Source organism: Bradyrhizobium sp. FW305-F6 (assembly GCF_058782905.1).
On record NZ_JBYSYD010000001.1, the window covers coordinates 352,346 to 378,051 of the forward strand.

Annotated in this window: 26 protein-coding genes; 12 read left to right on the forward strand and 14 right to left on the reverse strand. The window is 64.7% G+C overall.

What is annotated here, in order from left to right; all coding sequences use genetic code 11:
• Nucleotides 1-7 precede the first annotated feature (7 nt).
• Together AC3WLX_RS01710 and fsrB are read right to left on the reverse strand one after the other, a co-directional pair.
• Nucleotides 8-841, reverse strand: a complete 834-nt coding sequence (locus AC3WLX_RS01710; protein ID WP_492334449.1) for a hypothetical protein — start codon at nt 839-841, stop codon at nt 8-10.
• An 88-nt stretch (nt 842-929) separates the two neighbouring features.
• Entirely contained in the window at nt 930-2,222 is a 1,293-nt protein-coding gene (fsrB, locus tag AC3WLX_RS01715; protein ID WP_492334450.1) for a siderophore utilization protein FsrB, read from the reverse strand.
• A 422-nt stretch (nt 2,223-2,644) separates the two neighbouring features.
• Here fsrB and AC3WLX_RS01720 point away from each other — a divergent pair, with 422 nt between their 5' ends.
• Nucleotides 2,645-2,965 carry a cupin domain-containing protein gene (locus tag AC3WLX_RS01720; protein WP_492335896.1) on the forward strand — a complete coding sequence of 107 codons (321 nt, stop codon included), beginning with the start codon at nt 2,645-2,647 and terminating at the stop codon, nt 2,963-2,965.
• A gap of 190 nt (nt 2,966-3,155) precedes the next feature.
• Here AC3WLX_RS01720 and AC3WLX_RS01725 read toward each other — a convergent pair whose 3' ends face one another.
• Together AC3WLX_RS01725 and AC3WLX_RS01730 are read right to left on the reverse strand one after the other, a co-directional pair.
• Nucleotides 3,156-5,174, reverse strand: coding sequence for a primary-amine oxidase (locus AC3WLX_RS01725; RefSeq protein WP_492334451.1), 2,019 nt, complete (start codon nt 5,172-5,174; stop codon nt 3,156-3,158).
• 16 nt (nt 5,175-5,190) lie between these two features.
• Nucleotides 5,191-6,381: a serine hydrolase domain-containing protein gene (locus AC3WLX_RS01730; protein WP_492334452.1), complete on the reverse strand. Its 1,191-nt coding sequence runs from the start codon at nt 6,379-6,381 to the stop codon at nt 5,191-5,193.
• 182 nt (nt 6,382-6,563) lie between these two features.
• On the opposite strand from AC3WLX_RS01730, the gene AC3WLX_RS01735 reads away from it, so the two are divergent.
• Nucleotides 6,564-7,553, forward strand: coding sequence for a helix-turn-helix domain-containing protein (locus tag AC3WLX_RS01735; RefSeq protein ID WP_492334453.1), 990 nt, complete (start codon nt 6,564-6,566; stop codon nt 7,551-7,553).
• Nucleotides 7,554-7,616: 63 nt separating this feature from the next.
• On the opposite strand, the gene AC3WLX_RS01740 is transcribed toward AC3WLX_RS01735, so the two are convergent.
• The 4 genes from AC3WLX_RS01740 to AC3WLX_RS01755 all read right to left on the reverse strand — a co-directional run bounded on the left by AC3WLX_RS01740 (nt 7,617) and on the right by AC3WLX_RS01755 (nt 11,263).
• A complete protein-coding gene (locus AC3WLX_RS01740) occupies nt 7,617-8,390 on the reverse strand; it encodes a MetQ/NlpA family ABC transporter substrate-binding protein (RefSeq protein WP_291625253.1) in 774 nt (257 codons plus the stop codon).
• A 28-nt stretch (nt 8,391-8,418) separates the two neighbouring features.
• A complete protein-coding gene (locus tag AC3WLX_RS01745) occupies nt 8,419-9,084 on the reverse strand; it encodes a methionine ABC transporter permease (protein WP_492334454.1) in 666 nt (221 codons plus the stop codon).
• Entirely contained in the window at nt 9,074-10,198 is a 1,125-nt protein-coding gene (locus tag AC3WLX_RS01750) for a methionine ABC transporter ATP-binding protein (protein ID WP_492334455.1), read from the reverse strand. Before AC3WLX_RS01750 ends, AC3WLX_RS01745 begins: the two co-directional genes overlap by 11 nt.
• A gap of 258 nt (nt 10,199-10,456) precedes the next feature.
• Complete coding sequence (locus AC3WLX_RS01755) at nt 10,457-11,263, reverse strand: enoyl-CoA hydratase/isomerase family protein (protein ID WP_492334456.1); 807 nt, start codon at nt 11,261-11,263, stop codon at nt 10,457-10,459.
• A 137-nt stretch (nt 11,264-11,400) separates the two neighbouring features.
• Here AC3WLX_RS01755 and nthA point away from each other — a divergent pair, with 137 nt between their 5' ends.
• The 6 genes from nthA (at nt 11,401) to AC3WLX_RS01785 (ending at nt 15,032) form a co-directional block, all read left to right on the forward strand.
• Nucleotides 11,401-12,027 (forward strand): nitrile hydratase subunit alpha, encoded by a 627-nt coding sequence (gene nthA, locus AC3WLX_RS01760; RefSeq protein ID WP_291625263.1) that lies wholly within the window; start codon nt 11,401-11,403, stop codon nt 12,025-12,027.
• Nucleotides 12,024-12,683, forward strand: coding sequence for a nitrile hydratase subunit beta (gene nthB, locus AC3WLX_RS01765; protein ID WP_492334457.1), 660 nt, complete (start codon nt 12,024-12,026; stop codon nt 12,681-12,683). Before nthA ends, nthB begins: the two co-directional genes overlap by 4 nt.
• Nucleotides 12,683-13,060, forward strand: a complete 378-nt coding sequence (locus AC3WLX_RS01770) for a nitrile hydratase accessory protein (RefSeq protein WP_291629187.1) — start codon at nt 12,683-12,685, stop codon at nt 13,058-13,060. The genes nthB and AC3WLX_RS01770 overlap by 1 nt, the downstream gene beginning before the upstream one ends.
• A 230-nt stretch (nt 13,061-13,290) precedes the next feature.
• Nucleotides 13,291-13,782 (forward strand): hypothetical protein, encoded by a 492-nt coding sequence (locus tag AC3WLX_RS01775; RefSeq protein ID WP_492334458.1) that lies wholly within the window; start codon nt 13,291-13,293, stop codon nt 13,780-13,782.
• 3 nt (nt 13,783-13,785) lie between these two features.
• A complete protein-coding gene (locus AC3WLX_RS01780; protein ID WP_492334459.1) occupies nt 13,786-14,388 on the forward strand; it encodes a hypothetical protein in 603 nt (200 codons plus the stop codon).
• Nucleotides 14,385-15,032 (forward strand): hypothetical protein, encoded by a 648-nt coding sequence (locus AC3WLX_RS01785; protein ID WP_492334460.1) that lies wholly within the window; start codon nt 14,385-14,387, stop codon nt 15,030-15,032. The genes AC3WLX_RS01780 and AC3WLX_RS01785 overlap by 4 nt, the downstream gene beginning before the upstream one ends.
• A gap of 2 nt (nt 15,033-15,034) precedes the next feature.
• On the opposite strand, the gene AC3WLX_RS01790 is transcribed toward AC3WLX_RS01785, so the two are convergent.
• The 3 genes from AC3WLX_RS01790 to AC3WLX_RS01800 are packed head-to-tail and all read right to left on the reverse strand — an operon-like array spanning nt 15,035 to nt 17,933.
• Nucleotides 15,035-15,811: an ABC transporter ATP-binding protein gene (locus tag AC3WLX_RS01790; protein WP_492334461.1), complete on the reverse strand. Its 777-nt coding sequence runs from the start codon at nt 15,809-15,811 to the stop codon at nt 15,035-15,037.
• Nucleotides 15,808-16,845, reverse strand: a complete 1,038-nt coding sequence (locus AC3WLX_RS01795; RefSeq protein ID WP_492334462.1) for a FecCD family ABC transporter permease — start codon at nt 16,843-16,845, stop codon at nt 15,808-15,810. The genes AC3WLX_RS01790 and AC3WLX_RS01795 overlap by 4 nt, the downstream gene beginning before the upstream one ends.
• Nucleotides 16,846-16,865: 20 nt before the next feature.
• Nucleotides 16,866-17,933 carry an ABC transporter substrate-binding protein gene (locus AC3WLX_RS01800; RefSeq protein ID WP_492334463.1) on the reverse strand — a complete coding sequence of 356 codons (1,068 nt, stop codon included), beginning with the start codon at nt 17,931-17,933 and terminating at the stop codon, nt 16,866-16,868.
• A gap of 63 nt (nt 17,934-17,996) precedes the next feature.
• On the opposite strand from AC3WLX_RS01800, the gene AC3WLX_RS01805 reads away from it, so the two are divergent.
• Entirely contained in the window at nt 17,997-18,185 is a 189-nt protein-coding gene (locus AC3WLX_RS01805) for a hypothetical protein (protein ID WP_492334464.1), read from the forward strand.
• A gap of 90 nt (nt 18,186-18,275) precedes the next feature.
• Nucleotides 18,276-20,648 (forward strand): TonB-dependent receptor, encoded by a 2,373-nt coding sequence (locus tag AC3WLX_RS01810; RefSeq protein WP_492334465.1) that lies wholly within the window; start codon nt 18,276-18,278, stop codon nt 20,646-20,648.
• Between the two features lie 107 nt (nt 20,649-20,755).
• Here the strand turns inward: AC3WLX_RS01810 and queC are convergent, their stop codons facing one another.
• Nucleotides 20,756-21,469 (reverse strand): 7-cyano-7-deazaguanine synthase QueC, encoded by a 714-nt coding sequence (queC, locus tag AC3WLX_RS01815; protein WP_492334466.1) that lies wholly within the window; start codon nt 21,467-21,469, stop codon nt 20,756-20,758.
• A 126-nt stretch (nt 21,470-21,595) separates the two neighbouring features.
• On the opposite strand from queC, the gene mazG reads away from it, so the two are divergent.
• A complete protein-coding gene (gene mazG / locus AC3WLX_RS01820) occupies nt 21,596-22,414 on the forward strand; it encodes a nucleoside triphosphate pyrophosphohydrolase (RefSeq protein WP_492334467.1) in 819 nt (272 codons plus the stop codon).
• A gap of 188 nt (nt 22,415-22,602) precedes the next feature.
• Entirely contained in the window at nt 22,603-23,631 is a 1,029-nt protein-coding gene (locus AC3WLX_RS01825; protein WP_492334468.1) for a DUF2278 family protein, read from the forward strand.
• A gap of 146 nt (nt 23,632-23,777) precedes the next feature.
• Here AC3WLX_RS01825 and hflX read toward each other — a convergent pair whose 3' ends face one another.
• Both hflX and hfq read right to left on the reverse strand, forming a co-directional pair.
• Nucleotides 23,778-25,172, reverse strand: coding sequence for a GTPase HflX (hflX, locus tag AC3WLX_RS01830; RefSeq protein ID WP_492334469.1), 1,395 nt, complete (start codon nt 25,170-25,172; stop codon nt 23,778-23,780).
• Nucleotides 25,173-25,183: 11 nt separating this feature from the next.
• Nucleotides 25,184-25,432: an RNA chaperone Hfq gene (gene hfq / locus AC3WLX_RS01835; RefSeq protein WP_007591126.1), complete on the reverse strand. Its 249-nt coding sequence runs from the start codon at nt 25,430-25,432 to the stop codon at nt 25,184-25,186.
• Nucleotides 25,433-25,706 lie beyond the last annotated feature (274 nt).

Consider the following 25,706-nt stretch of genomic DNA (forward strand, 5'->3'; position numbering starts at 1 on the left):
GTCACGTTCAGCGCAGCGGCAGCAGCTCCAGCTGCGCCTGCGCCTTCTTCACGGCCGCCGCGTACCAGCTCTGGCTTGGTGCTTCCCTGGCGAAACACGCTGTGAAGGCGGTCATTGCCTTGTCCTCGCGGGTCAGTTCGCCCCGCGGATCCTTCTTGTCGACGGGCTTTGCCATCATCTGCTTCCAGACCGTCTCGCAGGCCTGGATCGGGGCGGTCTTCACGGCCTGCCTTGCCGCGAGGAAATAGACCTTCTCGCCCTTGATAGCTACGACGTCGATCTCGTCCGGCGGACCCTTGAGGTCGCCATTGCCGCGCACGCCGAGCACGGCGGCTGCGACGCTCGCCCCTGCCGGCTTGGTGATCGGCAGCTCAGCGTAGATTGCGAAAGCGGCGTCCTGGATCGCGTAATAGTAGAAGCGGTCGGATTTCAACGCGCCGCCGGCCTCCTGCGGCATGCCGTCCTCGCGATGCTCGCCTAGCCAATGCTTGAGCAGCCCGGCCGTGGTCACCACGGCCTGCATCTTGTGGCCTTCGGAGGTGAAGCTCAGTCCGTCGAGATGGCCGAAACCGACGTCGTCCCTGAACAGCGTGTCGACGTTCGACCTGCCCTCGGCCGGCAGCCCCTTGATCGTGACCGGTCCCACCAGGCCCCGCAGCGCGCCGGCCAGCTCCTTCAGGGCCGCGTCATGCTGCTTGTAGACCTCGTCGCTCTCCTTGGCTGCCGAGAATTTGGCGATGTAGCGGTCGCGCAGGTCGAGATAGTTCTGCTCGGGCTCGGGCGCGGCCGCTTGCGCGGGCGCGGCCAGGACGAGCAGCCAGAGCAGGGCGAGGGATCTCATTGCAATTCCGAAACAGGCCGGGAGCGATCTCAGTCTTTTGTTCCCGCGCCCCGTGCCAAGGTTCATCCCTTAACGGAATGCAGGTGCCCTACTCTGCCGGCGTGAGCTGCTGCCGGCCCAGCCGCAGCGCGGCAGTCTCGCGCACACGCACGCGGGCGCGGCGCTTGCGCCACCAGATCACGACGCCGGTCACCGACAGCGCGGCCACCACGAGGCCCATGATCGAGATCAGGATGCGGCCGGGCAGCCCGACGATGCGGCCCGAATGCAGCGGGAACTGCGCCTGGACGAAGATGTCGGCGGCCGTGCCGACCCAGGGCAGCCGCTCGCCGATGGGGCGGCCATCCTCGCTGTCGTAATAGAGCTGCGCCGGGCCGACGCCGCCGGCGCCGTGGTCATCGCCCGGGTGGAAGAAGGCGGCGGCATAGACGCCATGGGCCGGGCCGTAACTGATTGCCCCGACCGGGATCGTCCAGCCTCGCGCCTTGCCGTCGGCGGCCGCGCGGGCGGCGATCTCGGCGAACGTCATCTTGGGCTCGATCGGATTATCGAGATCGCGATAGGGCCGCTGCTCGTAGGGCGTCGGCGTGTAGTTCGACACCATCTTCATGAGCGGCGAGAACACCTCGAAATACAGGTTTAGCGAGAACGCCGTGAACGCGATGATGAACAGCACGCCCCAGGTCCAGAGGCTGAAGGCGCGGTGGATGTCGAAATTGATCCGGTAGGCGCTGCCCGACGTCTTGATGGTCCAGGCCGGCGCCCAGCGTGCCCAGAAGCCGCGCTCGAGCTGCCGTGCGACTTCAGGCGCCCGCGCGGCCTTGGCGCGGCGGCGCGAGGGCAGCGTCAGGTAGAACCCGACGAAGCAATCGATGGTCCAGATGATGGCGATGATGCCGAGCAGGCGCATGCCCCAACGGTCGCTGCCCCAGAATTCCGGGATGTGCATCGTGTAGTGCAGCTTGTAGAGAAACGAGACGAAGTTCTCTCGCGTGACGGGCCAGACCGCGCCCCAATAGCGCCGGCCAAGTTCCGCACCCGTGTTGGGGTCGAGGAAGACCTGATTGTAGTCGAGCGGGTAGCGCTTGCCGGTCGCGGGGTCGATTCGCGGCATCACGAAGAACCACAGCGAGTGCCCCTGCTCCGGCGTCATGAAGAGATAGACGACGCGCGCGCGCGGATCGCGCTGCTCGATCGTCTTGGCAAGCTCGATCGAGGGGATCGCGGGGCCTTTGGTCGAGACGTCGAACAGGTGGCCGTTGAGGACGTCGTCGAGCTCGTGGTCCCAGGAGATGATCGCGCCGGTGATGCCGGAGAAGAACAGGAAGCCGGCCGTCAGCAGTCCCGCCCAGCGATGCAGTTTACCGAATATCGCTCTCATCGCTCAGATCTCATTCACTCTGGCCCGGTCCCTCATGTGCCGGACCGCTTTGGCTGGAACTCGGCGGCGGCAAGTCGCGCTCGTTTTCCGTCTCCCGGCCTAACGCAGCGTCCTTTCCAGTGCGAGCGACGCAAGATTAGAATCTATCGAGACTGGGCACTTCGCCGTGCGGCAAAGCGCCCGGGCGCGATCCTCCGTAGACGCCATTCGGCGGCAAGGCGGCCATTGACGAATTCACGAGCTGCGCTGGATCACCGCGCAGACCGGGCCGCGGCATTATCCGTCATGAATCGATGGGCAACGCGGGCGGCCTACGATAGGCTTTTCTAGAGCTAGCTTGGGAGGGATAACATGGCGGAGCCCGGCTTCGGTCGGTTCATGAAGGACCACCGGGAGTTTTTCAACGCGCTGGCCGCGGATGGCTGGCGCGCGGTCCCGGCTATGTCGGCGTCGAGGAGAAGATCCTGTCCGGCCGCTTCGATCACGAGACCCGAACCGGCGCGGTGACGCGGCTGTCGCGCTGGGCCGCTGGCGCATCCGTTAACCATCCGGTCTCGCACGAATGGTGCGAGGAGGTGTTTCTGGTGTCGGGCACGCTATCTATCGGTACCGTTTCGCAGGAAACGCGGTTGCTGAAGGCGGGTACCTATGCTGTGAGGCCGGCCTATGTCGACCATGGACCGTTCTTCACCCGCGACGGCTGCCTGATGATCGAGTTCTTGTACTACCCACCGCCTGCCTAGCACTGTTTTGACAATTGAGGCCTATTAAGTGAACTGAAGTTCGGGATAGTCGAGAGTCCCCGCTCATGATCAGCGCAGACGTAGGTCGCGTTTTCGATCGCTAGCTGATGGGATTGTGTTTCCGGTCGAGTCATCGAGGGACCCTTGCCCTCACTCAAGTCCGATATCCCGCGAACGACCACGCCGCCGATCAGATCGCTCCGTCCGCCGCGCTCGGACGGTGCTTGTTGCAGCAAGAGCTGCTGTCGCCCTTCTCCTCGCCAGCCAGCACGCTGCGGCTGTTGCGGTCCGGCGGGATGTCGCCCGCCGCATTCGCCGCAAAGAACCCGGTTGGCTTCAGCACGAAGCCGGCATATTCGACAGGCATGATCGGAAAGTCCTCGGGCTTGCAGACATGGGTGTGGCCGAAGGAGTGCCACACCACGATGTCGGCATTCTCGATATTGCGGTTCTGCGCGGCATAGCGCGGCAGGCCGTCACCGCCGGCGTGAACGTTCGGATAGTCCCCGCTGGCGTATTTCTCGGACGCGTCGAACGCGGTGACCCAGACGTGCTTGGTCGCAAAGCCGCCGCGCCTGCGCACATAGCTGCCCTCCTGCGCCAGCATCAAGGGGCTCGGATTGACGACGAGCTTGTAGGCCGGTGCACCGCCGACCGAATTGGTCTCGTTGGGATTGCTGATCTTCCAGAACCGGCCGGTCTCGCCATTGGCGATGGCCGCAGCGTCGCGCTCGCGTGACAGCACGCGCGTGGTGGTGTCGAACACGTTGCCGTGCGGATTGTCGTCGCCCCAGGGCCGCGGCACGAACTCGTGCTCGGTGACGGTATTGCCGCCGCCGTCCAGATCCATGTGCAGGCGGACGTTGAAGAAGTGCTGGTGCGTGGGACCGCCGAGATTGTCGTCGACCATGCCGCCCCATCGGTATTTTTCGCCCGGCTGAACCGCGGCGGTCTGGATGATGCCGGTGAGTTTCGTCTCCAGCTGAATCGTGCCGTCCTGGTAGAGATACCAGTAGAAGCCGTAATCGTAATTGCCGACGGTGGCGAAGAACGAGATCACGAGCCGCCGGGATCTGCGCACCTCGAACAGGCCGTTGCGAAATTCGTAGTGCTTCCAGGCAATTCCGTAATCCTCCTCATGCATGCAGATGGCATTCTGCATGACGAAGGGCTCGCCCTTGTTGTCTGCGGCAGGCACGTCGAAATAGTGGATGTTGCCGAGGCAGTCGCAGCCGAGCTCGAGCGCGTTGGCGAGCATGCCGAGGCCGTATTCGCCGGCATCGAACGCCGACTTCCAGAAATGGTTCGCGGTCGGATCGGCATAAGGCACCACCATCTCGGTGACGCTGGCGCGGTAGATCAGCGACCGCCTGCGCGCGCCGTCCTGGTAGGCGAGCTGATGCAGCACGAGGCCCTCGCGCGGCGTGAAGCCGACGCGAAAGCTCCACTTCTGCCAGTCGACCTTCCAGCCCTCGACCTTGAAGCTCGCCCCTTCGGGCTGCTCGATGTGCAGCGGCTTGATATCGGTGCGCGGGTTTTGCATCTCGTGCGCGCCGTAGTTCCGTTTCTTGCGCGGAATCGGCACGATCGGGTCTTCGTCCGTGAGCTCGATGACCTTGCCGCCGATCAGGTCAACGACGGCCACCACGCCCTCGATCGGGTGGGCGTAGCCGTTGTCCTGGAGATGCTCGCGAAAAAAGCTTACCGCGCGCACGATACGCGCGCCGCGCTCGAACGCATTGTCGAAGAAGCCGGATGAGAACGGGTCGACCTGGACCAGCTCGATGTCCTTGTCGGTCAGCCCGCGCCGAACCATCGCCGCCCGCCAGGCGGGATCGGCCTTCACCACGGCCTCGCACTTGAAGAACTCTTCCAGCATCACCGGCGGCTGTCCGTAGGGCGCCTCGCGGTTCGGCACGACCTTGCGGCCGACGATCTCGCCGCGGCCGAGGTCGACGATATGCTCGATCGCTTCGCCGGTCGCGACGTCGAGCGTCAACGCGAAGGCGCGGCGCCCTACCTCGCCTGCGGCCAGCTCCTGCTTGGTCGGCTCCTCCAGCCGCACCGTCGGGAAGCGGCAGTTCGCCGCTGAGGCGGACGCCGCCCGCACCAAGGCGCAAGCCGCGGCAATCTCGTCTGCGGTCAGCGGATCCAGCGGATGCGGTGTCGCGGTCTGCGCTCGCAGATCGGCTTTGGTAGTTTCAAGCATGGGGGGCGTCCATAAGTCAGGCGAGACGTGTGGTGATGGCGCGGAAGGCGGCAAACCAGTGCTGGTCGATCGGCACGTCCATTGCCTTGGGCTGTGTTGCGAGCTTGACGAAGACGGTGTCGGAGTCGAGGTCGACATAGAGGTGCTGGCCGTGAATGCCGATCGCGGTGAGCGCGTTGCGCGAAGGATCGATCGTGAACCATTTGCTGCGATAGCGCGCGCCGGGGAAGAACTCGGCGAGGTCGCCGTCGGCCCACGCCTTGGGATCGCCGTTCTCGCGGATGTCGTCGATCCACCAGCCCGGCACCACCTGCCGGCCCTCGACCACGCCGCGGCAGCGGATCATCTCGCCGAAGCGGAGGAGGTCGCGCGCGGTGACCGAGATGCCGCCGGCGATGCGGCCCATGCCGTGGCTGTCGAGCGTGAGGGAGCCGTCCTCCTCGGCGCCAAGGGGCTGCCAGAGGTATTCGGAGAGAACGAGATGGTAGGGCATCCCGCAGGCGCGTTCATAGACCCAGCCGAGCACCTCGGTATTGGGCGAGACGTAGTGGAACACCTTGCCGTGCGGCTTGCCCGTGCCGCGCAGCGTCGTGAGATAAGCGCGCTGATGGCCGGGGTCGATGCCCGGCGGCGGCAGGTCCCAGCCCGAGGAGAACCGATAGCGCGCGACGTCGCCGGCGGGGTCCTCGTAATCCTCCTCGAACGCGATGGCGACGGCCATGTCGAGCAAGTTGCGGACGGTGCAGCCGGCGTAGACCGATGTCTCCAGCTCCGGCACGTAGCGCAGCACCCTCGCCTCCGGATCGACCAGGCCGCGCGCGGCAAGCACGCCGCCGAGCGTGCCGGCGATCGCCTTGCTGATCGAGCAGATCAGGTGCGGCGTGGTGGCGCTCATGCCGTCACCGTACCACTCATGGATCAGCGTGCCCCGGTGCATGACGAGGAGCGCATCGGCAAAGGTTTCGCGCAACGCGGCTTCGATCGTCGTCGATTTGCCATCAGGCCCGGTGAAACCGAGCTTTGCCAGTTCGTGCGGGGCGCTTCTCATCGGCGTCGGGTGAGCGGAGCGGCGGATCTCTGCGGTCGGCAGCACTTCGCGGGTGTGGGTAAAACCCCAGCGGATCGCGGGAAAGCTGCGCCAATTGGCGCGCGTGACCTGAGCTTCGGATGCAGGCGGGCTGCCGCGCATGATATCGGTCGGTCGCATCTCGATCCCTCCGCGAAGCGCCGCCCCGGCTGCGATGTCGGAACGGCCGGACGGAAGCCTGCACCGGGGCGCTGTCAGGCGTTATCGAGATCCGGCAATATTTTGCTGGACAGCGCCTTTGGCCGTGCCAGTCTGGCGCAGCTCTTGCTCGCCGCGGGCTTCAAGGATTTTGACGTACTGCCATGACCTTAGGGGCAACTCTTTCGATCCAGGACTCGGCTGCCGGCCTGCTGCAGGCAGATAGTACAGATGTCGATGAGCACTGCGCCAGCCTCGGCCGCTGGCGGCTGAGCTACGATCAGATCAGCGCCGGCACGTTTCGAGGCAGCTTCACGCAACTCTCCCTGCCCCGGCTGGAGGTGTTCCGCGAGATCACCAGCCAGCAGGTCCGCCAATATGGCCAGCTTGGCGCCGACAGTTTCGCCATCGGCCTGCCCTGGCACGGCGACGGCGAGCTCAGCTGCAACGGGACCGGTGCCAGCGGCGCCCGTGTGCTGGCCAGCATCGACGCCGAAATCGACATGTGCACGCCGAAGGCCTTCGAGCTGCGCGGCGTCGTTGCCAGCACGATGTTGATCGCAGGGCTCGCGGCCCGGCTCGACATCGAGCTGCCGCGCACCGCCTGGCACCGGCTGCAGGTGATCGAAATGGCGGAAGCGCCGGTCGCGCGTCTGCGGGCGCATCTGGCCGCCGTTCAGGCGACGATCACGACCGCTCCGGACGCGCTCAACGATCCGGCCGCGCGGCAGGCCCTGGAAGACGCCCTTCTCGTCGAGATCATGGACATGCTGCCGACCGCACGCCCGAGCCCTCCCGGCCGCAGCGCTGCGGCTCGCAAGCGGACCGTGGATCGTGCCCGCGAGCTGATGCATGGCAGCGGCGATCGCTCGCTCTCGCTGCTGGAGGTCTGCAAAGCGGTCGGCGCCAGCCCGCGCAAGCTCGGCTATTGCTTCCAGGAGGTCTTGGGCACGAGCCCGATGCATTATTGGCGCGCGATGCGGCTGAACCGCGTGCGGCGCGATCTCAAGCGCGCCGCAGGCAACGAGACCTCGGTCTACGACGTGGCGGTGCGGCACGGCTTCTGGCACTTCAGCCAGTTCTCGCTCGACTACAAGCGCCACTTTGCCGAGTTGCCTTCACAGACGCTGCGGCGCGCCAGGCTGGCGGCCTGACGCGCACCTTCCGAAAGACATGGCAAGCAGATCGCCAGCGGGCGTCTATGCAGGCCGAGCCCGTTACCAGGTCGGCAGATATGTCCCCTTGAAGCGCGTCTCCACGAACGCCTTCACGGCATCGGAGTGGTAGACGGCGATCAGCTGCTTCACCCAGGGCTTGTCCTTGTCCTCCTCGCGCACGGCGAGGATGTTGACCCAGGGTCCATCGGGGTTTTCGCGCGCAATCGCGTCGGTGGCGGGATTGAGGCCGGCCTGGACGGCGTAATTGTTGTTGATCGAGACGAGGTCGACGTCCTGGAGCGCGCGCGGCAGCTGGGCGGCATCGAGCTCGACGAAGCGGAGCTTCTTCGGGTTCTCGGTGATGTCGGCGATGGTCGAAGCGACGTTGTTCGGGTCCTTCAGCTTGATCACGCCGTGCAGCGCCAGGATCATCAGGCCGCGCGCGCCGTTGGAGGGATCGTTGGCGATGGCGACGCGTGCGCCTTCCGGCAGATCACCGAGCTTCTTGTATTTCTGCGAATAGACGCCCTGCGGCGAGCCGATCGTGTTGGCGACCTTGACGATCTTCCAGCCGGTCTTGGATATCTGGTTCTTCAGATACGGCTCGTGCTGGAACGAGTTGGCTTCCAGATCCTTCAGCGCCAGCGCCTGGTTCGGGATCACGTAGTCGGTGAATTCGACCACCTTGATGTCGATGCCGCGCTCGGCGCCGACCTTCTTCACGACATCGAGGATTTCCGCGTGAGGACCGGCGGTGACGCCGACCCGGATGGTTTCGGCCTGGGCCGTGGTGGCGAGCAAGGCTGCAGCCGCAAGGGTTGCGAGAAAGCGCATTGAAGTCTCCAGTTTCAGCAAGTTGAATTCAGCGATGCCGCAGCCGGCGGTTGACCCGGCGAGCGAGATAGTCGCCGACGCTTTGGACGATCTGCACCAGTGCGATCAGCACGACCACGACGGCGAGCATCATCTCCGGCATGAAGCGCTGGTAGCCGTAGCGGATGCCGAGATCGCCGAGCCCCCCGCCGCCGACCGCGCCGACCATGGCGGAGTAGCCGAGCAAGCTCACGACCGCGAGCGTCAGCGCCAGCAGCAGGCCGGGCAGCGCCTCGGGGATCAGGACCTTGAACACGATCTGAAGCGGCGAAGCGCCGAACGAGGAAGCCGTCTCGATCAGGCCGCCGTCGACTTCGCGGATCGCGGCTTCGACCAGCCGCGCGATGAACGGCGTCGAGGCGATGGTCAGAGGCACGATCGCGGCAGTCGATCCGATCGAGGTGCCGGCAACGAGGCGCGTGAACGGGATGATGGCGACGACCAGAATGATGAAAGGCGTGGACCGAGTCGCATTGACGACGATGCCGAGCACGCGATTGGCGATGGGCGCCGCGAACAGCTCGCCCTTGCGGCTGGTGGCAAGGAAGACGCCGAGCGGCAGACCGAAGGCGGTGCCGAGCGCCGCGGCGATGCCGACCATGTAAAGGCTTTCGCCCGTGGCCTGGACGATCAGGTTGACGAGTTCAGGCGACATAGCCGAGACGCTCCGCCGAGAATTGATGTTGAGAGAGCCAGGCGAGCGTTCGCGTCACCGCGCCCTCGCCATCGGGAATTCCGAGCGTGAGCGAGCCCACATGCTGGCCCCCGATCTCGTCGATGCGGGCGGACAGCAGCGCGACGTCGAGCCCGAGCTCGCGGGCGAGCCGGGCCACCACCGTATCTCCGGCCCCTGCCCCGCGCACCTGGACGCGGATCACGGCCTGCCCGCCGGCGGACGGCGCCGAGACGATCCGGCTCGCCAGCGAGACCGGGAGACTGTCGCCGATCACCTCGGCCAGGAAGGTCTGCGTGATCGCATGCTTGGGATGGGTGAAGATGTCGGCGACATGGCCGCTCTCGACGATGCGGCCGGCATCGAGCACCACCACTTCCTTGGCAAGCTGGCGCACCACGGACATTTCGTGGGTGATCAGCACGATGGTCACGCCGAGCTCGCGGTTGATGTTCGCCAGCAGGTCGAGGATCGCGCGCGTGGTCTGCGGATCGAGCGCGGAGGTCGCCTCGTCCGACAACAGCACGCTCGGCCGCGTGGCGAGGGCTCGCGCGATGCCGACGCGCTGCTTCTGGCCGCCGGAGAGTTCCGAAGGATAGCGGTCGTGCTTGTCGGCGATACCGACCAGCGCGAGCAGGTCGGCGACACGAGCCTTGATATCGGTTTTGGTCCAGCCGGCGATCTCGAGCGGCAGCGCGATGTTGTCGGCGGCGGTTCGCGAGGACAGCAGGTTGAAGTGCTGGAAGATCATGCCGATCGAGCGCTGTGCCAACCGAAGCTCGCGGCCGGTCAGTGCCGAGATATCCTTGTCGTCGACGATCACGCGGCCCGTGGTCGGCTTTTCCAGGCCGTTGATCAGCCGCACCAGGCTCGACTTGCCGGCGCCGGAGCGGCCGATCACGCCGGTGATCGAACCGCGGGGAATCGCGAAGTCGATGTCTTGCAGCGCGTTGACGCCGGGCTTGCCGCGATAGGCCGGATAAGTCTTCGAGATGCCGGCGAAACGGACCATCGCGTCCGGCTCGACCTGCGCAAGTGAAACCGCTTCAGGCGGCCCGATCGGCTGTCCGACGGCAAGCGATTGGTGAGCGTTCATGGAAAGCCTTCATGCACAATAGTTCCCTCGCCGGCCCGACAGGGCAAACGAGAGCCGGTCGCATCGGCGACTGGGAGGTGAAGCAGCAGCACACTGCCTTCCGAGGGCCGCCGCGCTGCATCGCAGCACGCACCATCGCCTTTTCCAGTCTTGCTTGCAATTTCAGATATTTGCCGGCAGATGGATGAAGTTTTCCCGATCGCCGCCGAGCTAAGAAAAATCCATCTGCCTGACGTTAAGGTCTGTCGGCGGGACGGGCTACCGCCCCTTGAACCGGGGCTTGCGGCGGCCGAGGAATGCCTCGACGCCCTCCTTGTGGTCCTCGCTCAGGCTTGCCAGCGCGAACTGGTCGACGTCCATGTGGCTGGCGAGATCGTCCAAGGCATGCGCAAGGCGGTTCACGGTGAGTTTCGTCATGGCGACCGAGAGCGGCGGCTGCGCGGCGACCTTTCGGGCGAGATCCATCGCGGCCTCGAAGGCATGGCCGGGATCGGTCACCTGCTCTACCAAGCCCCATTCATAGGCCTCGTCCGCGCTGATACGCTCGTCCGCCAGAATGACCGCCTGCTTGGTGCGGGCCGGGCCGATCAGGTGCAGCATGCGCGGGATGCTCTGCCAGCTCATGTTCATGCCCAGCCCGATCTCGGGCACACGCAGATGGGCGTTGCGCCCCATGATGCGGAAGTCGAGTGCCACGGCCAGCGCGACTCCGCCGCCGACACAGAAGCCCTCGATCGCCGCGATCGTGATCTGCTCCATCTCCTGCCAGGCATGGGTCAGACGCGGGCCGAGCTTGAGATGCCGCCGCAGGGTGCCGAGATCCATCTCCTTGCGCGAGCGTCCCTCGGCGTCCTTGAGGTCGAAGCCGGCGCTGAAGGCGCCCGAGCTGCCGGTCAAGACGACCACCGAGGTCGCAGCGTCGTCCTCGAAGCTTCGTGCCGCTGCGGTCAGCTGGCGCAGCGCTTCGGGCGAGAGGGCGTTGATGCCGTCGCCTCGATCGAAACGCACCACCGCGATCCGCCCTTCGGGCCCAAGGCCTTTCTCGATCTTCACATAGTCCATCACCGAACGCCTCCCAACCTGGCTTTCCCAACTTGGCTTGCTGCGATTCTAGCCTACATCCGCTCTCACGAATATGGGACCCGGTCGCGCCGCAAGGCATACTCGACAGGTCCCGGCCATTGCGCCTATTCTTTGCCACCATGAGCCACGATCACGACCACCACCACCACGATCATTCCGAACTGTCGGACACCGAGCTGCGCGTGCGCGCGCTCGAGACGATCCTGACCGAAAAAGGCTATGTCGAGCCCGCCGCGCTCGATGCCATCATCCAGGCCTATGAGACCAGGATCGGCCCGCACAATGGCGCGCGCGTGGTCGCAAAGGCCTGGACCGATCCGGCATTCAAGGCGGCGCTGCTGGAAGACGGCACCAAGGCGATCGGCACGCTGGGCCATGTCAGCCGCGTCGGCGACCATCTCGTCGTGGTCGAGAACACGCCCGGGCGGCACAACATGGTCGTATGCACGCTGTGCTCCTGCTACCCCTGGGAAATGCTGGGATTGCCGCCGGTCTGGTACAAGGCTGCGCCCTATCGCTCCCGCGCCGTGAAGGACCCGCGGGGCGTGCTCGCCGATTTCGGCGTCACTCTGCCCACGGACATCGAAATCAGGGTCTGGGATTCCACGGCGGAAACGCGCTTCCTGGTGCTGCCGATGCGGCCCGAAGGTACCGAGGGCTGGAGCGAGGAACAACTCGCCGAGCTCGTCACCCGCGATTCCATGATCGGCACCGGTTTCCCCAAAGCGCCGGGAGCACCGTCGTGAACGGCGTGCACGACATGGGCGGCATGGACGGGTTCGGCAAGGTCGAGCCCGAGCCCAACGAGCCGATGTTTCACGAGGAATGGGAGTCGCGCGTGCTGGCCATGGTGCGCGCGATGGGTGCGGCCGGCGCCTTCAACATCGACACCTCGCGCTTCTATCGCGAGACCTTGCCGCCGCACGTCTATCTGTCGAGCTCTTATTACAAGAAATGGTTTCTCGGGCTCGAGGAGATGCTGATCGACAAGGGCTACCTCACCCGCGAGGAAGTCGCCGCGGGCCATGCGATGCAACCCGGCAAGGCGCTCAAGCACGGCAAGTTCGACCTCGCGAACGTCGAGCGCGTCATGGTGCGCGGCAAGTTCGGCCGCCCCGCCCCGGCGCCGGCGAAATTCAGCATCGGCGACCGCGTGAGGGCGAAGAATATCCATCCGGCGACGCACACGCGGCTGCCGCGCTACGTCCGCGGTCATGTCGGCGTGGTCGAGCTCAACCACGGCTGCCACGTCTTTCCTGACACGACGGCGATGGAGCGCGGCGAGCATCCGCAATGGCTCTACACGGTGGTGTTCGAAGGCCGCGATCTCTGGGGCGAGGACGGTGATCCCACCTTGAAGGTTTCGATCGACGCATTCGAGCCCTATCTGGATCCGGCGTAATGAGCAGCGCGCTGGCGGCCGCCGCGGCAGCGGCCATCCCGAGCATTCCACGCGACGACGACGGCCCGGTGTTCCGCGCGCCATGGGAGGCGCACGCTTTTGCGATGGCCTTGAGTCTCTACGAACGCGGCGTGTTCACCTGGCCGGAATGGGCCGCCGCCCTCGCCGACGAGATCAAGCGAGCGCAGGCTGCCGGCGATCCCGATACCGGCGAAACCTACTATCTGCACTGGCTCGCCACGCTGGAAGGCCTCGTCTCACGGAAGGGTGTCGCCTCGATGGAGACCTTGCACCGCTATCGCGACGCCTGGGACCACGCCGCCGATCGCACGCCGCACGGCAAGCCGATCGAGTTGCGGCCGGAGGATTTCGGCTAGCTGGGCGACACGGAGACATGGTGGTCGCGCGCGATTCCCATTGGTCCCTTGGGATGACCGCTCGAGCCTTGTGCGCGGGAGAGCCATTTCACCGGCTCGCGCTTTGAACTGAATCTAATTTGAGGCTGTTGACCCCGGACGAACGCGCGGGATAACCGATGCGCGTAACAACCGTTTCGTCGCAGGGATCCGTGAGCGAGCCAATCAGACAAGGTCCGACGATCACCATCATGGCCGAGGAGGAGCCCATCGAGATCGGCTTTCCGATGGTGGCCGCCTATCATGGCCAATCCGCGCTCGCCATGGCCGCGATCGTGTTCCAGGCGCAGCGGGCTGCGTTCGCCCTGCTGTCGCCGAAAGCCGTGCCGGCGCGGCGCGACATGAGCATCGTCAGCGGACATCCTGGTCCGGGTGTGCGGGACGCCTTCGAGGTCATCACCCGCGCCGTGACGCGTGGCGCCTACATCGTCGACCGGTCGTTGCCCGACGCGAGATTTGTATCTGGCCACGACATTTCCTACAGCTTTCGAGTGACCCTGGGTGAGCGCACCGCCGAGATCGCGTTGCGGCCGGACGTTTTGCCTGCCCGATTTTTCGAACTCGTCTTCACCAAGGATCGCAGCACGGCGCAAGAGCATGAGCTGAGTGCATTGAAGCGCTCCGTTGCCCAGGACGTCCTCGCCAGGGAGCCGGAAACCCTCTTCACGACGCGTGTGAGCTGACGCATGAAGCCGGGACTGGCGCTCAGCTTCGGCTATGACGACGGGTCGCTGCATGCGTTGACCAGTGCGAGGACGGAAGCAGAAGTTCTGCTCCGCGACATCTATTCGCTGCCGGAGATCGACCTCGTCGATTTCAGCGTCCTGTTCGTGAGCATGCATAGCGATCAGCGTTTCCTGGCTTCTCGCGCGCGCCAGATCGAGGAATACCTCGCTGGCGGCGGTGTCGTCGTCGCCAACGGCCACTACGCCTATCCCTACCTTCCGCGCATGGCGGGTTTTCACACCATCGACAATTACAGGCTCAGCGACATCACCGTGCTGCGCGTCGCCGAGCACCCAATCTGGCACGGCATCGATCCGCATGATCTGACCTTCCGCCGCGGCGTGTCCGGTTTCTATGGCCGGGTCTGGCATGATGCGCCGGCCGATGCGCAAATCATCCATGCGCTCGGCAAGCCGGACCTGCCGCTCGACTTCATCTACCCGGTCCGCCGAGGTCGCGTTCTCTTCCACGGGGGAAATGACCTCTGGAGCTTCGGCGGCGACGACAAGCAGCTGGCGCCCCGGATCATGCAATGGGTCGCCGAGGGACGAGAGGTTCAATGAGCTTGGCGATCCTCGACGGCGGCACCTTCTACCATCACGCGGCTATTCACGGCGGGCGCTACCGGGAGCTGTTCGACAAGACCATCTACGCCCCGGAGCTCACGACCGAGGCCCTGGCCGGCGTCACGTTCCTGATCGTTCCCGATCGCATCAATCCGAACGTCCTGCGCGCCAGGCGCGATGTTCTGATCGATTTTGCGAAAGCCGGGCACACGCTGGTCGTATTCGGCGAAAATCGCGCCGACACATGGTTGCCGGGTGTGACATGGGCGGCGCGACCCACCAATTTCTGGTGGTGGCTCGACAAGGACGCGCGTCCGCCGAACCGCCTGCTGGCGCCCGACCACGAGCTCTTCCAGGCGGTGCCGTTCGAAAACACGATCTGGCACTTCCACGGCGTGCTGACCCCGCCTGCCGGGGCTCGGGCGCTGATCGACGTTCCGGCCGATCCTGAAGGCCGCGACAGTGGCGGCGCGCTGCTTTACGAGGATCGCGTCACCCTGCCCGGTCGCATGCTCGTTTCGACGCTTGACCCGTTCTACCATCACGGCAGCAACTTCATGCCGGCAGCGACGAAGCTTCTCGACGGCTTCCTGCCCTGGGCAAGGGAGAAGGCCCTCCGACCGGGTCGCGGCGGCATCTGATCTCAACGCGCCGGCAGATCCGTGGCTTTGCCCCGCAAGCCGTGCAGCGGCACGATCGCGGATGCCGTCTCCTCGTCCGCATGAACGTTCACGCGTCGTACCGGAACGCCATACATCCTTGCGAGATTGCTTTCAGTCAGCACCATCTCGGTCTCCCCTACGATGTGCGTCGCGTCCCGCTGCATCAGCAACGTCGTGTCGGCGATGCCGATTGCATGATCGGGGTGATGTGTCGTGAAGAGCACGGTCAGGCCAAGCGAGCCTGCAAGACGCAGCAGCAGACGAAGAACGACACCCTGATTGGCGATGTCGAGTGCCGAAGCCGGCTCATCCAGCACCAGCACCTTGCAGTCGCTGGCGAGCGCGCGGGCCAGCAGGACGAGCTGCCGCTGCCCGCCGCTGAGCCGGTCGTAACGCTGCTGCGCGTGGACTGCGAGGCCCACCACCTCCAGACACGCATATGCGCGGTCCCGGTCGTGGCGGCCCGGTGAGCTGAACCTTCCAAGATAGCGGCTGCGGCCCAGCAGGACCATGTCGAGGGCGTCGTAGGACTGGTCCGCCGTCAGGGCCTGCGGAACGAAGCCCACATGGCCGTCGATCTCGACGTGTCCTTCCCTGAGCGTCAGCGTCCCTCCGATCGCCCTCAGCAGGGTGGTTTTGCCGCAGCCATTGGGCCCGAGGATGGCCGCGATCTTGCCCGCAGGAAACGTCGCCGACAGCCCGCGGAACAGCCAGGGTCCGGATCCGTAGCTGTGGCCTGCATTGTCGATGCGGATCATGCGACGCCACTCCTCGTGCTGCGCCGCAGGAGCAGCGCGAAAATCGGCGTGCCGACCAGCGCCGTGATGATGCCGACCGGGATTTCTGCCGGTGTGAGCGACCGCGCGAGCGTGTCGGCCGCAACCAGGAAGATGGCGCCGAGCAGCGTCGACACCGGCAGAAGCCGGCGGTTATCCGCGCCGACCATCATGCGCGCCAGGTTGGGAATGATGAGTCCCACCCAGCCGATGGTGCCGCTAACCGCGACCTGGGACGAGATCGCAAGACACGCCGCGGCGAGCAAAATCAACCGGTCGCGAACCGGATTGACGCCGAGGGTGCGAGCCTCGTCGTCGCCAAGCGAAAGAACGTTCACGCGCCACCGCATCCCGATGAGAACGGCGGTTGCGAACGCGGTGCAGACTGCAACCAGTCCGAATTGCGGCCAGGTCGAAGACGCAAAGCTGCCCAACAACCAGAACACGATCACCTGCAACGTCGTCTCAGGATCGGCCAGATAGGTTACAAGGCCGACCAGCGCGCTGCAAAAGGCACTGACGACCACCCCCGCCAGGACGAGCGTAAGGATCGGCGAGAGATTGTCGCTGCGATGAAACGCAAGGACGGCCACCAGCGCCAGGGCAGCTCCTCCAAACGCCCCGATCTGGACCAGCGGCCCGAACCCGACGAGGTAGATGACGGTGACGCCTCCGAGGGCCGCACCGGAGGATGCGCCGATCGTTTGCGGTCCGACCAGCGGATTGCGGAAGATGGCCTGCAGCACCGCACCGCAGAGTGCCAGGCCTGCACCGGCGACGGCGGCGGTGAGCACGCGCGGCAGCCGTACCGTTTCGACCACCACCGCTTCGGTCGCGGTCCACGTTGCTTTGACGGCGACCAGGTGCGACAGGATGATCGACAGCACCGTGTTGAACGGGACCTGATACCGCCCCGACGCAACCGACCACAGCAGGACGAGAACCAAGCTCGCGGCAAGCGCGACGTAGAGCAAGGCATAGGATCGTTCGCCCGGCGATTGGGCTCTCGCGGCCACTCGTGAGATCGCGCTTCCCATCAACGAGCCCGATAGGCGTCATAGCCGGTCGAGCTGGCGTTCTCGCGAAGAAACAGCATGCCGTCTATCTCTTCGTCCGTCGGCTTGTAGTCGTAGAGGAAGCCGAACCAATCCCTCACCGAGCTGCGAATGTTCACCTGCGCGCGTTCGGGATGCAGCAGGCCCGCCAGCCAGAGCCACCCGAGCGCCGACTCATGACTTGGCGGATCCCAACGATAGCCGCCGAGCGGAACGCGGTAGACGCGACGAGCGCGAACCGCATCGACGCCCTGCCAGCGCGGATCGCGATAGAGATCGGACGGCATCGCCGAATCGAAGTTTCCGAGCAGGACGACTTGCGGATTCCAAGCCAGGATCTGCTCGATGGTCACAGTGCTGATCGAACTCGTGCTGCCGACCGCGTTCTGTCCGCCGGCCAGTTGAATGGCGAGATCCTGCGCCGTTCCCTGGCCGCTGACGCGCAGCACGTTGGTGGTACGATTGAAGTAGAGGACGCGCGGCCTCTGCGCCGGCGGCAGATCGGCAAACCGCGAGGCAAGGGACTGACGGATCTCTTGCTGCTTTCCCAGAAGTTCGTCGGCACGGTCTTCCCTGCCCGCGATCTTTCCCATCAACCTCACGTATTCGACGTAGTTCTCGAACGAGCCGACGCGCATTCCGACGACGGGGATTCCGGTCCGATCCAATGGTCCGATGACGTCACTGTTGTTGGCCCATTGGAATATCGCATCCGGTCGCAACGCGAGGATCGTCTCCACATTCGGTGCAAAATTCGATGCATCTCCCCCGGTCGTCACGCCCGTCTGAATCTGCCTGAAGCCCGGAAACAGCTTTCCGGCAATGCCCTCCTGCATGGCGCGCGCGGCGTATTCGTTCATGCCGACGATCTTCTTCTCGCTGCCATCGATTGCCATGAAGGTCGACGGCGCCGGGATCGGGATGATGACCAGGCGCTCCGGCGGACGGCTGAACGTAAGCTTGCGGTTACGCTGGTCGGTTAGATCGATCGCATGAGCCGAGCCGAATTCGCCGAGCGCAACCACGAGGATCGCTCCCAAGCCCAGCAATGGTCTTCCACGACGCGGCGATGGCAGCATGAATCCAAGAACCTCGGGCGACAATGACGATCAGTGGCGCCGCAGACATGGCTACATAGTGCGATGGAAGGAAAACGCAAAAGCAAATCGTTCGGCGCGTGCCGCAAGTGCGGCTCGCAGAACTGGAATCGTTCAAAAGAGCGCGGATCGATGACGACGATGCTGATCGTGTTGCGCGCATCGAACGCCCGATCGATGAGCACAACCATCGGCACGATTTGAATAGCTCCAGATTCACCTGCGAAGCATGGTCCCGTCGATCACGACAAGATAAGGAGCCCGAGGCTGGCTGAATGCTGAGGGATATCGTCGATGCTGTCGAGGACCACGCTTGAATGCAAATGGAGTTGGTTTTTTTCATCGACCTGCAAACTGAGCTTCGGGCTCGCCTGTGTGGTGACGGCGGCATCGAGCGTGATCGCGGAAGCCCAGACTGCAAGTGGTTCATCACAGCAATCCGTGCTGCCGGCGGTGACGGTGGAGGCAGGAAGACCGGCGAAGCCGCGCCGCGCGGCACGACAGAGTGCGGCCCGCGCGACGCGACAGGCTCCCTCCCCCGTTGTCCAGCCGGCGCCAGGCCGGCAGGCCAATGCGACGGCCCCGGAAGGCACGAACAGCGATTCCGTGAAGCCGATGGGCGGCAGGCTGCCGCAAGCGGGAATTCCCCATCCTCCGACGCAGAGCATCTCCGTCGTCGATCGTGCTCAGATCGAGGCGACGTCGCCGACCGGCCTCCTCGATGTTCTCGCCTCTGTCCCGGGCATCTCGATCGCCCGCTCCGGCGGCATCGGCGGCCAGATCTATCTGCGCGGCTTCTCGTCGAACAGCTTCCGCTCGCCGATGTTCATCGATGGCGATCGCTTCCGCGGCCGCAATACGCTGCAGCTCAACTATCTCGCGCCTGACGAGGTCGAGCGCGTCGAGGTGATCCGCGGTCCGGGCTCCGTGGTCTACGGCAGCGAGGCGCTGACCGGACTGGTCAACATCGTGACCCGATCGTACAGCGGCGATACGTCGGGCCCGTTCCGCTTCACGGGCGGCGGCTGGTCAGCCGGCTACGGCAGTGCTGCCAACTCGTTCAGCACCTATGACTGGGTCAAGGGCGCCGGACAAGGCTTCGATTTCATCGGTGGCTTTGCCGGGCGCTGGGGTGGCGATTACCAGACTTCGCTCGGAACGGTGCCTAACAGCGACTACCAGAGCGTCGGCGGCAACATCAAGCTCGGCTACACGCCCGATATCGGACAGCGCATCGAGGTTTCGCTGCGCTCCTACAGCGAGGTCGATGGGCGCGCCGGCGGTGTCGGCGGAGCACCGGGCGCGCCATATCTGCAGGTGCGGCAGGATCCCAACCAGGTGCATTCGGCGCGCGTCGCCTATACCGGCGAACTCGACGGCCTGGTGAAGCACGTCGAGAGCTCTTTCTACGTCAACTATTTCGACACGAAGCTCTCGACCATCAACAACACGATCAACGCCGCGGGCATCGCCACGAGGACCGTCAAGTCCACCAGCCACGTCATCGGTCCCCTGGTAATCGGCGGCCGCTCACTGGCCGAAATTCCCTGGCTCAGTCCCTGGGGTGCAACGAAGACCACGGTCGGCCTCGACGGCTTCCGGGAAGCGCGGCCGGGCAGCGAACAAACATCCGAGACCATCATCCGCAATGGGACGACGGGGATCGTGACGAGCGACGTGGTCTCGCCCTACACCAAGCAAGGCCCTGACACGACGCAATCCAACATCGGCACGTTCGTCCTGCACGAATGGAAGCCGGTCCAGCCGCTGACGCTGTCCGCAGGGGGCCGCTTCGACTGGTTCAACACGACCACTGACACCTCGCCGCTCGCATCCACCATTCCTGCGAATGTCAGGGCCTTGTATGCGAGCAAGACCAACGTGGATCAGACGGCTCCGACCGGAAGCCTTGGGTTCGTCTATGCCGTCCTGCCGAACGTCGACCTGCTCGGCAACGTGGCGACCTCGTTTCGTCAGCCGACGAATTCCGAGCTGTTTGCCGTGACGGCCACTCAGCTTCCCAATCCGGACCTGAAGCCGGAAACCGGCGTGACCTACGAAGGAGGCGCACGTTTTCATACGGCCAATGCAGAGCTCAAGGTCACGGCGTTCGACACGCACTACGAGAACTTCCTTCAAACGGTCGCAACGACGCTCAACGGTGTCGGCGGCTACACCCAGTCTCGGAACGTCGGCAAGGCCGAGGTGACCGGCGTCGAACTGGAGGCGCGCTGGCAGATGACGCCGTCCTTCAACCTGTTCACGAATTTCACGCAGCTGCGCGGTACCAACACGCTGACCGGCACGCCGCTGCCTTTTCTCGCCCCTTATCGCGGGCGGGTGGGTATCCAATATGCTGACCCGGACGGCGCCTATTCGATCCTCGGCGTGATCGATTGGGCCGCGAGCAAGACCCGGATCGACCCGGCGCAGGAATACACGACCTCGGGCTACGCCATTCCCAAGCTTTATGCGACGCTTCAACTCGGCAAGCTGGTCTCGCCGCAACTCGGCGACACCAAGCTGATCCTCGGCGTGGAGAACATTTTCAACACGGCCTATGTCGACGCGTCGACGTTCGTCAATCGCTCCTATCCGCGGAGCTTCACAAATCCGCTGGTGGAGACCGGCCGCAACATCTCGGTGAAAGTGCAGCACACCTTCTAGAGCATGATCCGGAAAAGTGCGTAGCGGATTTCCGAGAAGATCATGCTCAAACAGTAACCTAAAGCGCGATGACGATTCATCCTGATCGCATCGCGCTTTAGCTGGCATTATCTGCCCGCCGCGAACTCCTGCCAGCCCTTCGCCCGCAGGCTGCACGCCGGGCACTCGCCGCAGCCATGGCCCCACTCGTGCTGCGCGCCGCGCTCGCCGAGATAGCAGGTGTGGGAGTGCTCGCGGATGAGATCGACGAGGCCGTCGCCGCCGAGGTCATGCGCGAGCTGCCAGGTCGCGGCCTTGTCGATCCACATCAATGGGGTATGCAGCTCGAACTTTCTGGCCATGCCGAGCGAGAGAGCGGCCTGCATGGCGCGGATGGTCTCGTCGCGGCAATCGGGATAGCCGGAATAGTCGGTCTCGCACATGCCGCCGACGATATGGCTGATGCCGCGCCGATAGGCCAGCGCCGCAGCGAAGGTCAGGAACACTAGGTTGCGGCCCGGCACGAAGGTGTTGGGCAGACCGTCCGCGCCCATCGTGATCGCGACGTCGCGCGTCAGGGCCGTTTCGGACACGGCCGCAAGCGTAGGGATCGACAGCGTATGGCTCTCGCCGAGCCTTGCGGCCCAATCCGCGCGCAGCCCCTTGAGGCCCTCGAACAAGCGATCGCGGCAGTCAAGCTCGACGGCGTGGCGCTGGCCGTAGTCGAACCCCAGCGTCTCCACACGGGCGAAGCGGCTCAGCGCCCAGGCGAGGCAGGTGGTGGAATCCTGGCCGCCGGAGAACAGCACCAGGGCGGTTTCGGAGGAAAATGCGTCACTCATGCCCCGCGCTTTAGCATTGCGTGAGGTGCCCGCCAATCGGTGGAAATCGGCCTGTTCCGTCTGCTTGCACTGGGATCGGCGACCCGCCTTTGGCATAAGGCTCCGGCCCCAGGAGATCGCCCCGCAATGACCCCTTCCCGCGACATTTCCCGCCTGATCGAGATCATGGCGGCGCTGCGCACGCCCGTGACCGGCTGTCCCTGGGACCTCGAGCAGGACTTTGCGACGATTGCGCCCTACACGATCGAGGAAGCCTATGAGGTGGTCGACGCCATCGCCCGCGGCGATCTCGACGATCTCCGGGAGGAGCTCGGCGATCTCCTGCTCCAGGTCGTCTACCACGCCCAGATGGCATCGGAGCAGAACGCATTCGATTTTGGCGACGTGGTCGAGGCCATCACCCGCAAGATGATCCGGCGTCATCCGCATGTCTTCGCCGACAAGGACGGCAACCTTGCCTCGCATCACGTCAAGGAAGTCTGGGACCGCATCAAGGCCGAGGAAAAGGCCGAGCGCGCCGCGCGCCGTCCGCCGGAGGACATGCCGGCGCACAAATCCCTGCTGTCGGGTGTGAAGGCCGGCCAACCCGCGCTCACCCGGGCCATGGAGCTGCAGCGCAAGGCCTCCACCGTCGGCTTCGACTGGAACGACCCGCGCGCAGTGTTGCGCAAGATCCGCGAGGAAGCCGACGAGATCGAGGCCGCGCTCGACCGCAACGACAAGCAGGAGATTGCGGAAGAAACCGGCGACCTGATGTTCGCCCTCGTCAACCTCGCCCGCCATGTCGGCGCCGATCCGGAATCCGCATTGCGCGCGACCAACGCGAAATTCGAGCGGCGATTTGCCTATATCGAGCGCGCGCTGGAGGCGCAGGGCCGGACACTGGACCAGGCCTCGCTTGCGGAGATGGACGCGCTGTGGAATGAGGCGAAGACCGCCACTTAGCCAGGTGCGGCAGCGTACAGATCCGACCAGCATCCATCACTCATCGGTAAGCAGTGCATCCCGATTTGCTGGCCCGGGCAGCTCGCAAAGAGAGATTCGTCAAGCCGCCGCCATGAAATTGTCGCCGCAGACAGTCTAAAGTTGTATAATAATTCTGACGCAGCCACCCCAACGGCAGGTGAAGTGCGATGCCATTGAAACATTATTCAGTTCTCAAGGGACGCCCAATTGCGATGCGTTTCGGCACCGGCAGGTCGCCGCACTATCAGGTTCATATTGTCGCCGGCGACGAAGATTTCCGCATTGCCGTCAACGTGCAGTCGGCGGACGGAAGCGAGGTAGAATTCCTGGTGCGGTCTCGTTTCGTCCATCCGATCACCGAACGGCTCGCCGCGCTCCCGGAGGGGCTGCACCCGCAGTCCGCTCAGCCCGGCAGCATCGCGCTGGACTTCATCCGCGGTAATCTGATGCAGCCTCAGGAGATGGTGCCGCTGCCGGTGTCGGTGCCTGGGCCAGACAACGACCTCAACGAGAAGCTCGACCAGTTCGTGCAGCGCGCACTCTCGGATGAAAGTGCGATGGTCTATGCGTTCGGCGAGCCATGGGGCCCCGAGACCAGGGCCGACAATTATTTCGGCTTCCGGCCGGGACGCGGCATCCACGATATCCATATGAATCAGGGAAATCCCATCGGAAGGTTCTCGGGCGACAACGGGCCGTGGCAGGATGGCGGCCTCGTGTTCGAATTTCCCGAGCAAAATCTATGGACGGCGGTCTTCCTCAAATTCCAGACGCAGGCCTGGCATACCGACGACGAGACCGGTCATCCGATTGACCTCGGCGGCGGCACGCCGACAGCGCCGCTGGATCCGACCGCTCCTCCGACAGGAGACATGCCGGACGGACTCGTGCGCATCGTTGGGGCGCTCGTCAACGCCGTGAAGACGCCGGAGCGCGAGATCGTCACACTGCTCAACACGGCCGATCGCGACATCGATCTCACCGGCTGGAGGCTGGCCGACAAGCAGAAGAAGAAAATGGCGCTGTCGGGCAAGATCGCGGCCGGAGGCACGCTCGCAATCGTCGTGGAGAGACCGATGGAATTGTCGAACCAGGGCGGAATCATCTCGTTGCTGGATGATCGTGGGATCAAGGTCCACGGCGTCGCCTACACCAGGGCGCAGGCCAAACATCCGGGCCTGACCATTCCGTTCTGATGTGCTGATCGCCGCGACCGACGAGCTTGAGGACCGCCCTCATTCTCGCTCCCGTGCGTGGAGCGCGCGGGGGTGTGCCGATCGATGCCGAGTTTGACCTCTCGCCGGTCACGCGGCCGATCCCGGGCCCCAAGGGCGCGCCGCGACTATATGGCGTGATGCGGCACCGCGTCGAACCTCGACACCACGATATCCCGCTTGGTCTCGTCGACCCGCACGGTCATGTCGAAGCGGCCGTCGTGCAGCTCCTTTGACAGCACCTCGGCATTGCGGTGCAGCCAGCTGATGCCGGCGCCGTCGGCGGCGTCGATGGAGAGGTCGAGCGTGGTGCGCTTGGCGGCGAGGCGCTCCTCGATCGCGGCGAGCAATGCGTCGACGCCCTCGCCTGTAACGGCCGAGACCAACATGGCCGGATGGTCTTCAGGCCGGCGCGCGGCGATGTTCAGAAGCTCTTCGCGCTTGTCGGGGTCGTAACGGTCGATCTTGTTCCAGACCTCGATGATGCGACCTGAGTCATCAGGGTTGATGCCGAGCTGGCGCAGCACCGCGTCGACGTCGCTCTGCTGCGCCTCGGCATCTTCATGCGAGATGTCGCGAACGTGCAGGATGACGTCGGCCTCCAGCACCTCCTCCAGCGTGGCGCGGAAGGCGGCGACGAGCTGCGTCGGCAGGTTGGAGATGAAGCCGACGGTGTCCGACAGCATCGCCTTGCCGCCATGCGGCAGGGTGAGGGCGCGCAAAGTCGGATCGAGTGTCGCGAAAAGCATATCCGCCGCCTGCACGTCGGCGCGGGTCAGGCGGTTGAACAGCGTCGACTTGCCGGCATTGGTGTAACCCACCAGCGCCACGACACGGTACGGCACGCGCTGCCGTCCCGCGCGATGCAGCCGCCGCGTCGCCTGCACCTTCTTCAGCTCGCTCTCCAGCTTGGTGATGCGCTCCTGGATCAGGCGGCGATCGGCTTCGATCTGCGTCTCGCCGGGGCCGCCCATGAAGCCGAAACCGCCGCGCTGGCGTTCCAGATGGGTCCATGACCGTACCAGGCGGGAGCGCTGGTAGTTGAGATGCGCCAGCTCGACCTGAAGCGCGCCCTCCTTGGTCTTGGCGCGGCGGCCGAAGATTTCCAGGATGAGCCCGGTGCGATCGAGGACCTTGGCGTGCAGCTCCTTCTCGAGATTGCGCTGCTGGATCGGCGCCAGCGCGCAATCCATCACCACGAGCTCGACATCGAGGCTCTTGGCCAGCGCGGCGATCTCCTCGACCTTGCCCTTGCCGATATAGGTCGCCGGCCTGATCTGGTTGATCGGCGCGATGATGGCATCGGCAATGACGAGATCGATCGCGCGCGCGAGGCCCGCGGCTTCGTCGAGCCGGGCCTCGGCGTCCCGCTGAACGTGATTTGGAAGGACATGGCTTTCCGATTGCGCGTCGGCACCGCCTGCGCGCATTCGCAAATAAGGGCCGATGACAAGCACCCGCCCCGTCTTAGCCCCTGCCGACCGCGGGCGGTCGGCATCCCCGTCGATATTCCGGGGTTCCAATCAGATCACTCTCAAGCCGGCTGGTCCTCGCCGCCTTCGAACAGCTGGATCGGCGCGCCCGGCATGATGGTCGAGATCGCATGCTTGTAGACAAGCTGCGAATGACCGTCGCGCCGAAGCAGCAAACAGAAATTGTCGAACCAGGTCACGATGCCCTGGAGCTTCACTCCGTTGACCAGAAAGATCGTCAGTGGCGTCTTGGTTTTGCGAACGTGATTGAGGAAGGTGTCCTGTAGGTTTTGCGCGCGGTCTGCCGCCATTGTTTTTTTCTCGCTTTGAGTTTCTTTTTATTGCGCCGGATGCGGCCCTCTTTGTGGGTTCGGGGCCTCCTCCGGTTGCCGTCCCTCATGAGATCCCCCTCGGGAGGAACAGCGGTTCGATTAGAAGACAGGTCGGGATATTAGGCAAGCCGCTTCACGCGGCAGGAACGGCCCTGATGCCCGGAAAACTACGGGAATCGACGATTTTCCTCGCTTGGCTTGACGCGAGGCCGCAAGACCCCGCACTAGACTGTTGTTTTGACGCGCTTTCTCG

Excerpts from the sequence above, each read along its gene's own strand:
- nthA (WP_291625263.1), top strand. The coding sequence starts at position 11,401 with ATGAGCCACGATCACGACCACCACCACCACGATCATTCCGAACTGTCG.
- AC3WLX_RS01780 (WP_492334459.1), top strand. The coding sequence starts at position 13,786 with ATGAAGCCGGGACTGGCGCTCAGCTTCGGCTATGACGACGGGTCGCTG.
- AC3WLX_RS01810 (WP_492334465.1), top strand. The coding sequence starts at position 18,276 with ATGCTGTCGAGGACCACGCTTGAATGCAAATGGAGTTGGTTTTTTTCA.
- AC3WLX_RS01745 (WP_492334454.1), bottom strand. The coding sequence starts at position 9,084 with ATGTCGCCTGAACTCGTCAACCTGATCGTCCAGGCCACGGGCGAAAGC.
- AC3WLX_RS01825 (WP_492334468.1), top strand. The coding sequence starts at position 22,603 with ATGCCATTGAAACATTATTCAGTTCTCAAGGGACGCCCAATTGCGATG.
- AC3WLX_RS01730 (WP_492334452.1), bottom strand. The coding sequence starts at position 6,381 with ATGCGACCGACCGATATCATGCGCGGCAGCCCGCCTGCATCCGAAGCT.
- AC3WLX_RS01790 (WP_492334461.1), bottom strand. The coding sequence starts at position 15,811 with ATGATCCGCATCGACAATGCAGGCCACAGCTACGGATCCGGACCCTGG.
- AC3WLX_RS01735 (WP_492334453.1), top strand. The coding sequence starts at position 6,564 with ATGACCTTAGGGGCAACTCTTTCGATCCAGGACTCGGCTGCCGGCCTG.
- AC3WLX_RS01785 (WP_492334460.1), top strand. The coding sequence starts at position 14,385 with ATGAGCTTGGCGATCCTCGACGGCGGCACCTTCTACCATCACGCGGCT.
- hfq (WP_007591126.1), bottom strand. The coding sequence starts at position 25,432 with ATGGCGGCAGACCGCGCGCAAAACCTACAGGACACCTTCCTCAATCAC.
- AC3WLX_RS01770 (WP_291629187.1), top strand. The coding sequence starts at position 12,683 with ATGAGCAGCGCGCTGGCGGCCGCCGCGGCAGCGGCCATCCCGAGCATT.
- mazG (WP_492334467.1), top strand. The coding sequence starts at position 21,596 with ATGACCCCTTCCCGCGACATTTCCCGCCTGATCGAGATCATGGCGGCG.
- fsrB (WP_492334450.1), bottom strand. The coding sequence starts at position 2,222 with ATGAGAGCGATATTCGGTAAACTGCATCGCTGGGCGGGACTGCTGACG.
- AC3WLX_RS01775 (WP_492334458.1), top strand. The coding sequence starts at position 13,291 with ATGGCCGAGGAGGAGCCCATCGAGATCGGCTTTCCGATGGTGGCCGCC.
- AC3WLX_RS01750 (WP_492334455.1), bottom strand. The coding sequence starts at position 10,198 with ATGAACGCTCACCAATCGCTTGCCGTCGGACAGCCGATCGGGCCGCCT.
- queC (WP_492334466.1), bottom strand. The coding sequence starts at position 21,469 with ATGAGTGACGCATTTTCCTCCGAAACCGCCCTGGTGCTGTTCTCCGGC.
- AC3WLX_RS01740 (WP_291625253.1), bottom strand. The coding sequence starts at position 8,390 with ATGCGCTTTCTCGCAACCCTTGCGGCTGCAGCCTTGCTCGCCACCACG.
- AC3WLX_RS01710 (WP_492334449.1), bottom strand. The coding sequence starts at position 841 with ATGAGATCCCTCGCCCTGCTCTGGCTGCTCGTCCTGGCCGCGCCCGCG.
- AC3WLX_RS01725 (WP_492334451.1), bottom strand. The coding sequence starts at position 5,174 with ATGCTTGAAACTACCAAAGCCGATCTGCGAGCGCAGACCGCGACACCG.